The sequence below is a fragment of the Roseisalinus antarcticus genome (genome assembly GCF_900172355.1).
Classification (GTDB): domain Bacteria; phylum Pseudomonadota; class Alphaproteobacteria; order Rhodobacterales; family Rhodobacteraceae; genus Oceanicola; species Oceanicola antarcticus_A.
The window spans coordinates 18,736-27,673 of sequence record NZ_FWFZ01000042.1 but is presented as its reverse complement, the minus strand read 5'-3'; the positions used below and the strand labels follow the sequence as shown (position 1 = coordinate 27,673).

At 62.0% G+C, this 8,938-nt stretch carries 11 protein-coding genes; 4 read left to right on the top strand and 7 right to left on the bottom strand.

The genetic code is table 11. The annotated features are described in order from the left end of the window. Nucleotides 1-97 (top strand): IS3 family transposase (locus tag ROA7023_RS25715; RefSeq protein ID WP_370739256.1); only part of this gene is annotated, 97 nt, incomplete at its 5' end. Nucleotides 98-279: 182 nt separating this feature from the next. On the opposite strand, the gene ROA7023_RS24120 is transcribed toward ROA7023_RS25715, so the two are convergent. After that, nucleotides 280-714 (bottom strand): hypothetical protein, encoded by a 435-nt coding sequence (locus ROA7023_RS24120; protein WP_143535689.1) that lies wholly within the window; start codon nucleotides 712-714, stop codon nucleotides 280-282. 406 nt (nucleotides 715-1,120) lie between these two features. Further along, nucleotides 1,121-1,825, bottom strand: a complete 705-nt coding sequence (locus ROA7023_RS20675) for an IS6 family transposase (RefSeq protein WP_085880892.1) — start codon at nucleotides 1,823-1,825, stop codon at nucleotides 1,121-1,123. Between the two features lie 127 nt (nucleotides 1,826-1,952). Between ROA7023_RS20675 and ROA7023_RS20670 the strand changes: the two genes are divergently transcribed. From ROA7023_RS20670 to ROA7023_RS20660, 3 genes are all read left to right on the top strand, one after another. Then, nucleotides 1,953-2,315 (top strand): hypothetical protein, encoded by a 363-nt coding sequence (locus ROA7023_RS20670; RefSeq protein ID WP_085880891.1) that lies wholly within the window; start codon nucleotides 1,953-1,955, stop codon nucleotides 2,313-2,315. A gap of 200 nt (nucleotides 2,316-2,515) precedes the next feature. Continuing rightward, entirely contained in the window at nucleotides 2,516-2,941 is a 426-nt protein-coding gene (locus ROA7023_RS20665) for a DUF2924 domain-containing protein (protein ID WP_085880890.1), read from the top strand. Between the two features lie 4 nt (nucleotides 2,942-2,945). Next, nucleotides 2,946-4,685 carry a recombinase family protein gene (locus ROA7023_RS20660; protein ID WP_085880889.1) on the top strand — a complete coding sequence of 580 codons (1,740 nt, stop codon included), beginning with the start codon at nucleotides 2,946-2,948 and terminating at the stop codon, nucleotides 4,683-4,685. 584 nt (nucleotides 4,686-5,269) lie between these two features. Here the strand turns inward: ROA7023_RS20660 and ROA7023_RS20655 are convergent. From ROA7023_RS20655 to ROA7023_RS20635, 5 genes are all read right to left on the bottom strand, one after another. Then, a complete protein-coding gene (locus tag ROA7023_RS20655; RefSeq protein ID WP_121095725.1) occupies nucleotides 5,270-5,530 on the bottom strand; it encodes a hypothetical protein in 261 nt (86 codons plus the stop codon). Between the two features lie 59 nt (nucleotides 5,531-5,589). Continuing rightward, nucleotides 5,590-6,276 carry a L,D-transpeptidase gene (locus ROA7023_RS20650; RefSeq protein ID WP_085880888.1) on the bottom strand — a complete coding sequence of 229 codons (687 nt, stop codon included), beginning with the start codon at nucleotides 6,274-6,276 and terminating at the stop codon, nucleotides 5,590-5,592. Beyond that, entirely contained in the window at nucleotides 6,273-7,004 is a 732-nt protein-coding gene (locus ROA7023_RS20645; RefSeq protein WP_085880887.1) for a DsbA family protein, read from the bottom strand. Before ROA7023_RS20645 ends, ROA7023_RS20650 begins: the two co-directional genes overlap by 4 nt. Before the next feature lies 1 nt (nucleotide 7,005). Continuing rightward, nucleotides 7,006-7,398 (bottom strand): c-type cytochrome, encoded by a 393-nt coding sequence (locus tag ROA7023_RS20640; protein ID WP_234992374.1) that lies wholly within the window; start codon nucleotides 7,396-7,398, stop codon nucleotides 7,006-7,008. Nucleotides 7,399-7,499: 101 nt separating this feature from the next. Then, entirely contained in the window at nucleotides 7,500-8,894 is a 1,395-nt protein-coding gene (locus tag ROA7023_RS20635; RefSeq protein ID WP_085880895.1) for a multicopper oxidase family protein, read from the bottom strand. Between the last annotated feature and the right edge of the window lie 44 nt (nucleotides 8,895-8,938).

The following is an 8,938-nucleotide window of genomic DNA, read 5'->3' as shown; positions in this document are numbered from 1 at the left end:
CGACTACATCGAGCGCTTCTACAACCCGCGCAGACGGCACTCCAAATTGGGCTACCTCAGCCCCATGGAGTTCGAGGCTCGCGCTATGCTAGCTTAACCTGCTGTCCACGAAACCGGCAGCAGCTCAACTTGGCGAAGCTTCGATACAATCTCTTCCGGCTTCTCTCGTTTCCCAGCCTTCGCTGATCCTCCAATTGCGGGACAAATCTATCCCAGTTGGTGGACCACTTTCAGGGGGCTACTCCAGGCAAGGACCAATCAGGAGTTCAAGATAATCTGTTAGGTGCAGGTGTCGGGCAGTCCTTCGCTGACGATCTGTTGCCAGTTCGGACCAAGGGCTTCTCTCGCACTGAGCGCGTTGCCGCTGCCTGGCCGTCCCTCTTGATACATCTCAACGATTATCGATGCGTCCTCGGAACCACCGATGATCGGCGTCGCGGTGACACCACCAAAGCCATTGGGATTGAAGTTTGCGCCGACGACCCTTGTGTTGTCCTGGCTTTGAAAACCCAAAACAATATACCGATCGTAGCCTAGACGAAGTGTTTCTAGGGCAGCTTGATGATTTGCGAACCGCCTCGCATCAGCACCTCGACAAACCGGAGCTGCGGAGACATCGATTTGAACTCTGTTCTGCGACAGCCGTGTAGTAGTCGAGTCGACGCAAGCCGCCAGTGCAAGTGCCGCCCCACATAGCAGTAGTTGTGCCCTCATCTTACCCCCCAAAGCTATGCCACCAAGCAAGTCCCTCAGTCGGAACACAAAAGAAGCCCAGAGGCTACCTTCATCTAATCAGCTTCTCGATCTCTCGTTCCTCGCGCACCAGCTCGTTGATCGCCTTTCGGGTCTCGATCCATTCCCGAGACCGCATCCCGTGCTTCCAAGACGGGTGAGACCGCCCGGCCTTGTGCCCGCCGCATGCACCATGAAACCGGCAGACAGGCCAGCCCGAGACCGCTGGCCCTTTGCACGTCTCGCCCGTCCGCTTTGATTTTGCCGTGCACCTGCCCGCCGCATTAGCCGCGCTCATGGGGTTGTCGTCACGTTTCATCGCTCCCCCTCCCCCCGGTGCTGTCAGACGAATTCGAACCAGTCTCCGAATGGGCAGGATGGTTGTCGCTTAATCCGCGCAAAGACCGCGCCACTCGGCCAGAGCAGCGGCGCGATTTAGCTTGAAATTCGGTCTGGCGTAGAGGCTGCGTTCCGAGTTGAAGAGGTTGTAAACTGAGGCGTGGACGGCCGCGAATTTCTGCAAAGTTCGCATGCACCTGAAACGGAGCATCGCACGCTCCCGTCGTCGAAACGGCAGGTGTGAATTCTTCACCCTGTTGTTCAGCCAGCGGCCAGTTTCCTGTTTGTCGGCAGCGCCGATTTCCTTCAGAGCCGCCCCATACGATGCCAGCCCGTCCGTTACGATCACCGTGGGTTTACCGTGCTTTCGCATTGCTTTCTTTAAGAATTTCAAGGCTGCCTTCTTGTCGCGGGCCTTTGTGACAAAGCTTTCCAGGACCTCGCCTTCGTGATCCACAGCCCGCCAGAGATAATGTCGTTCGCCGTTGATTTTGACGAAAACCTCATCCAGGTGCCATCGCCAGCGGCTCGATTTCATCCCCATGATCCGCCGCTTTCGGATCTCGGCGGCAAACATCGGACCAAATCGATGCCACCAGAACCGCACGGTTTCGTGGCTGACATCGACGCCGCGCTCATGCAGCAGATCCTCCACGTTCCGGAGCGACAGCGGTAACCGGATGTACAGCATCACCGCGAGGCGGATGATTTCGGGGCTCGTCTTGAAGTACTTGAACGGGAAAAGTTCGCTCATGGTCGGATGCTAGCGGGCGCCCCGCCCCGCCTCAAGCGAAGTTGCTCTGACAAGACCCGCCGCAAACCTCCTGGCACCACCGTCGCTCATCCGCTCCTTTGTCGCGACAGAGCCTTCAATCGAGGTCATGCTCGCGATGCGGCAGTCTCTCGACATCAGCCTTGCAGCAGCAGGACGGGTCCTGATCGATCATCACGACGAGACACTGGCTCTTGTCGCCTGTCACAATGGCAGGATCCGCTATATCGTGAGAGGCGAAGGTTTCCCATGGATCGACCGGCCGAATGGCACACAGGTGTGCGGGCAGAGTGAGACCGCTCGGGCCTTTGCCAGCGGCGCCGAGCGCCTGTCGCCCATGACCGAAGTGGCCGCCATCGCCTGGACGCGTGCCGAGGTTGCGGAGCTGTTCGAGCAGGTCCGGATCGGACGTAACGGCCATAGTCTTACATTGCTTTGCGCGACACTCCCTGAAGACCCGAACGAAGATTGACCAGGTCGTCGTCGCGCCCTCCCGCCGGCCTCGCGCCTTGAGCACCACGCCAAAAAATGCATCCATCACAGAGTGTTTTTAACACCACCTTTGAACTGGACTGTCGCGCCGCTCCGAGCGTTGGTGTCCTCGAGCCCGGCCAACCGGGCTCGCGCCAGTACCGGGCGCGGCGCCCGCACACTTCAAGCAGGTAACAGCTCATGAACACCATCGAAGATCTCCATACCGCAGATCGTCAGGGTCTGGTCACTCTCTGGACCAAGACGTTCAAATCAACTCCGCCCCCGAAGATGAGCCGGGATCTGATGCGCCGATACATCGCCTTCGAGATGCAAGCCAAACGGCGGGGCGGCATTGCGCCAAAACTCCGCAAGGCGCTCGAGCGCATGACAGCCCAAAAAGCCGCCGGCGCCTCGGCAAGCCCCGTCTTGTCATCTGCACCGCCACCCGGCACGCGGCTGGTGCGCGAATGGAATGGCACGGTCCACCACGTCGAGGTCACCGATACTGGTTGCATCTGGCAAGGCCGAACCTACCGGTCGCTTTCGGCAATCGCCCGCGAGATTACCGGGGCGCGTTGGTCGGGCCCCCGCTTCTTCGGACTGAGACCCGGCAGAGGCGCGTGACGGGATGTCCGGCAAACCGAATATCCGATGTGCCATCTACACCCGCAAATCGTCAGACGAAGGACTGGACCAGGAGTTCAACTCGCTCGATGCTCAACATGAGGCCTGTGCCGCCTATATCTCCAGCCAACGACATGAAGGATGGCGCCTGGTCAACGACAGATACGATGATGGCGGCCTGTCTGGCGGCACCCTTGAGCGCGCAGCACTTCAAAGGTTGATGACCGAGATCGAAGCGGGGCGGATCAGGATGGTCGTCGTCTACAAGATCGACCGGCTCACGAGATCCCTCGCCGACTTCGTGCGCCTCGTCGAGCGACTTGACGCGGCGGGCTGTTCCTTTGTCTCCGTCACACAGGCCTTCAACACCTCCAGTTCGATGGGGCGGCTCACTCTCAACGTCCTGCTTTCATTCGCCCAGTTCGAACGTGAAGTGACCGCTGAACGCATCCGTGACAAAATCTCTGCATCCAAGAAGAAGGGGCTCTGGATGGGCGGCACCTTGCCACTGGGCTATGACCGCCACCCGGACAAGGATCGACGCGAGCTGGTCGTGAACCCGACGGAAGCCGAGACGGTCCGGGCGCTGTTTCAACTTTATGCAGATGCGCCAAACCTCAAGACCCTGGAGATCGCAGCACACCAGCGGGGCCTTCGCCCGAGACAAGGGCGTCTTGCCTCAGGGCGCGCCCACACCCCCCCGACCTTCAGTCGAGGGCAACTCCATTACATGCTGACCAATCCGGTTTACCGAGGTCGGATCCGGCACAAGGAGAAGGTTTATCCGGGTAAACATCCGCCTATCATCGACGATGTCCTTTGGCAGGACGTTCAGACCGCCTTGATGACCGCCAGCGGTCGACCCCGATCCCGCTCGGCCAGCAGCCCCGGGTCAGGCGCCGCGACCTCAGATGAAGACTTGGTCCGGGCCGACCAGTCCAGCACGCCCTTGCCAGCAAACCTGTTGACCGGGCTCTTGCGCGACGAGACCGGGGATCGCCTGACCCCGACCCACACCGTCAGGTCTGGACGGCGCTACCGCTATTATGTCTCCAACCGGTTGATCTCTGGTGGGGCCGATCCCAGCGGCTGGCGGATCCCTGCAGCGCCGCTCGAGCGCAGGGTTGTCGGGTCAGTTGCGGATCACCTGCGTCGGGCAGCCGATAAATATCAACTCGGCGTAGCCGTCGATGCGGCAGACCTCATGCCACTCGCCGCCCGCGCAAACGCATTTGCAGATAAGATTCTGTCCAGCCCAACCCTGATCGCTGACCTGATCGTGGACGGTAAAGTCACACGCGAGGGCCTGAGCCTGACTCTTGACCGCACTGTTCTGGCCACCCAGCTTGCGGTTGCCGAAATTGCGCTTGATCCCGATCTTCACCGGGTTGCCACGTCGCACATAATGCGTCGCCGCGGATCCGAGATAAAAATTGTGACGAGCTCAATGGTGGGCGACAGCGATACTGGTCCGGATGCGACCCTCATCAACGCACTGGCCGAGGCGCATCACTGGTCTGTGCAGCTAAGATCAGGGACCCAACTGGCCGATCTCACCCGCACCACCGGGCTGGCCCAGAGCCATATCCGACGCCGGTCCCGCCTCGCCTTCCTGTCCCCGGACATTCAAGCGGCGATCCTTGCAGGAAAGCAGCCCTGTGACCTCACCTTGGAACGCCTGGTCAGAGCAGGCGTCGCACTGGACTGGGACGAACAGCGCCAAAATTTGGGGTTTTCAAGCTGACCCCCCACTTCCCTGTAAAGTCCAATTCAACTCCCTGTTACGCCAAATTCTTTCCCTGATCACCCGAATTGATTTCCCTGTTATTCTTGAGCAGGGAAATCGCTGCCAAGCCCCTCAAATCCCGCGCAAAATCAGGGAGCTGAACGCTCAAGACCGTCGCAGACAAACAGTCTACCCTGATAATTCCCTGTTCTTGCCAAACGGCACCGCAAAATCAACCGCCCGGAGACCGGCCCGGCATTCGCGCCCACAAGCGGCGCCAGCCAGCGTCTCCAATGCGAAACGCCGACGCTAACCGCCGGAAACACGGCACTAATTGTGGGACTTGAACAGAGACCAGAAACCAACAGGTCTGGGTGGCGGAGGGAACGCGACCGGGATCGGACGTTCTCCACCCTAAGCCATTGTTTTCACTTATTCTAGAATTGCGTCTTGCGCTTCTCCCATCAATCGTCGCTCGGCCTGGCCGCCGAATTCGGCGTCACGAGGGAAGCGCTCTGTCGCGAGCTGTCGCAACGCCGCGCCGCGCGGTCTGTAGGTTGAGAGTCGACCGGGAAATTTGATTTCAACCATGACGCCGCTTTCTACTCTCGCGCAGAGCAGATCGGTCGCCCGTCGATGGTTCTGAGCGGCAATAGGGTTGGTTCGACCGGCCCCTGGTGAAGATACCAGTAACATCCGTCGCGCGGCAAAAGGCGCGCCGTCGAGACATTCTGGTAAGGGGCTGCCAAGGCAGCAACCTGTTCGGGAATGGTACCGGGCTCCGTGTCCTCGGTGCCGACGACGGCGGTGCATCCGCTCAGAATGGCCGGCAACACAAAGCTGTTGAAAAATTTTCGTCCCAAGTCCGGTCCTTTCGCGCGGTGGGTTCGCCGGCTGCTCTCGGGCGCCCCGAATTCGGTACTCAACTCTGTGCGCTCACGTAGTCTTCCGGCGGATGCAGATACGCTGTCACGCCGGTTTCGACCAGCGGGTAGAGCGCGATCATATGGGCATTGACCATCCTCACACAGCCCGAACTCGCACGGCCCCCGATGGAGCGGGGCTCCGGCGAGCCGTGAATGCGCAGGTAGGTGTCCCGTTCGCCGACGTAGAGATACAAGGCCCGAGACCCAAGCGGATTTTCAGGGCCCGGCTCCATGCCGTCTTCGACATCCGCATACAGTTCCGGATCCCGCTCGATCATCGAGCGCGTCGGCGTCCAGTGCGGCCAACGGACCTTGCGCCGGATCGTGTAGGTGCCGGGCTCGTAGAGGTTGCCGCGTGCGATGGCCACGCCATAGCGCATAGCCGTCCCGCCGTCCTCGATGTGATAGAGGTAGCGCGCAATCGCATCCACATGGATGTTCCCCGGAACAAGGCCAGCACGGGCCACGACTCGTTGCGGAAGAAAACGCGGATCGAGGCCCCAGGGATTGGACGTCTCCAGGTCGAAGAAGGGCGGTGTCACCTCGGCATCCCAAGCGCTCTTCTGCGCCTCGCTCGGCCAGGTATCGGCCAGAAGCGGCCCCGCGACGGGCGGCGAGAACAGGGCGGATGCGGTCACGATGAAATGGCGCCGCGTCAGGCCCTTTTTCCCAAGCGCAATCATTGTTCCGGTTCCCGTGCATCGGAGACAAGCGTTCGCAACTGCTCCGCATCCAAGACACCGGGAACAAGGGCGTCGCCGATCACGAAAGATGGCGTGCCCGTGATGCCGAGGGCCTGCGCCAGGCGCATCGATGTCTGGATGTGCGCGTCGATCTCCTGTGCTTCCATGTCGCGACGCAATTGCGCGATGTCGAGACCGATGTCTTCCGCAATCTGGAGGACGGAGGATTCCTCCGCGCGACCGTTCATGCCCATCATCGCCCAATGGAATTCCTCGTAGAGCCCCTGTTCGCGCGCCGCCAGCGCGGCGCGGGCAGCAAACACTGACCCCTCGCCGAGGATCGGCCATTCGCGATAGACGAGCCGAACGTTCGCATCGGCCTCGAGCAGGGCTTCGATCTCGGGCTTGGCGCGACGGCAATAGGGGCAGTTGTAGTCGAAGAACTCCACCACCGTGACGTCGCCTTCCGGATTGCCCAGAACCGGCGCATTGGGATCGCGTTCCAGCGTGTCGCGTTCCCGGGCGAGCACTTCGGCCTGCGACGCAGCCTGAGCCTCGGCCTGCCGGGATTCCAAGATCGCGATGGCCTCCATCACGATCTCGGGGTTCTCCCGGATGGTTTCCAGGACCAGTTCGCGCACCCTGTCCTCTGACAGGTCCTGGGCCGCCGCCTGAAATGGCAGCGCCAGCGAAAGCGCCACCACGATCATTGAAATGATTCTTCTCATATCAGGTTCCTCCGTTGGCCATATCTGCGGCCGTGCGTTCGGCCTGCGTGGCGCGGGCGCGCTCGGGCCATGTCGACTGGATGTAGGCGAGTATGTTCCAGATCTCGCGGTCGGTCAGGACATCACCGAAGGCGGGCATGCCGCTGTCGAACTCCACCCCTTGCCGCGCCAGGGCTTCCCGTCCACCAAGCTTCGTATATTGAAACAGGACCCGGTCGGGATGGTGCCACGTGTGGCCGGTTTTATCGTGAGGCGGCGCGGGCAGACGTCCATCCGCATCGGGGGTTCGCCAATCCGGCTGCCCTTCGAGATTGGCGCCGTGGCAGGCGGCGCAGCTTTCGGCATAAAGCGTCTCTCCCTGCGCAATATCCACAGTGACCGGCATCACCGGCATAGTGGGATCGAGGGTGGCCTGCGGCGCGTCGCGCAGGGCCAACCACGCCCCCACGCCGGCAAGCAGGAGTGCCGCGGCACCGACAATGAGAGCCCTCCGCGTCATGTCACCCGCACCCATGTCATCATCCCGCTTTCCGCATGGCTGAGCATGTGGCAATGAAACAGCCAGTCGCCCGGATTGTCCGCGACAAAGCCGATCTCGCGGGTCTCCTGCGCGGCCACCAGAGCCGTGTCGCGCATGGGGCCGACGGGTCTGCCCTCGCGGATTTCTCGGAAGTGCATCCCGTGCAGATGCATGGCGTGGGGAAAGACGGTCTCGTTGACGATCTCAAGCCGCACCGGCTCACCACGGGAAAGATCGGCCAGCGGGGCCTGCGTCATCTCGGCCATCTCGTTGAAGGCCCAGAACCGTCCCCGCGCCGCGAGTTCGCGAAAGCCCATGCGCTCTCCGCCAAGAAATGCGCTGTCCATCCGGCCCATGGCGCCACCAGACATCACGAGACGCAATGGTCGGGCATCGGTCAGCGACCGGATGCCGACGCCGGGATTGGGCGGCAGAGGTGCAGGTGCCGCGCGCGGTGTCTGCGCGGAGCTGCCCGAGACGGGGAACGCAACCTGCGAGGCGGGTCGGTCGTCATTGCCGATCCGGACGAGATGCGCAGTCTCGCCCGCTTCGGCCGTCACATCGACGATCAGATCGGCGCGTTGCGCCGGGGCGAGAACAAGGACGTCCTGCAGCGGTTCGGGCGCGGCAAGCGGCATGCCGTCGAGCGCGACCGTCCAGCCCCGCAAACCGGCAAGCTGCAACGGAAAGATCCGCGCATTCGACGCGTTGATGAGCCGCAGGCGCAGGCGCATATGGCGCGCAACCGGGATTGACAGACCGAAACGCCCATTGGTGGTGATCAGGTTCCCGATCCGGCCACCATGGCTCATCATCATCGGCTGGTCGAAGCTGTCGTCGATCAGTGCCGTTTCCGGATCGAGAAGCCAGTCGTCGAGCACGAGGATTTCCTCGCGATCCACCTCGGGCGGCGTGGCCTCTTCCACGATCAGCGGTCCGTGAAGGCCGCGGGCGACCTGCACCCAGGACCTGTTATGCGCGTGATACCAGTAGGTCCCGGCATCGGGCGCCACGAAATCATAGTCGAAGGCCTCACCCGGCGCGACGGCCTCTTGCGTCAGACCCGAGACACCGTCCATCGCATTGTCGATGCGGATCCCGTGCCAGTGGACCGAGGTCGGCTCGGGCAGGTCGTTGACCAGCCGCCGCTGCACCCGCTCGCCCTGAAGCACCCGGATCGTTGGGCCAGGCGCGCGGCCTTCGTAGCCCCAGATGGATGTCGCCGGATAGCCGTCGGGGGCGAGCTGCACCGAGACCTTCCGCGCTGTCAGGGTCGCGGGCGCGTGAGAGGCGGCAGACACATGCCGACCGCTCACCGCCAGGGCCAGAACGGCGGCGGTCTGTCCGATGAAGGCGCGTCGTGTCGGCATGGCCAGGATCTCCGGAAAAGTGTCGGGGCGGGCGACGATCTCGC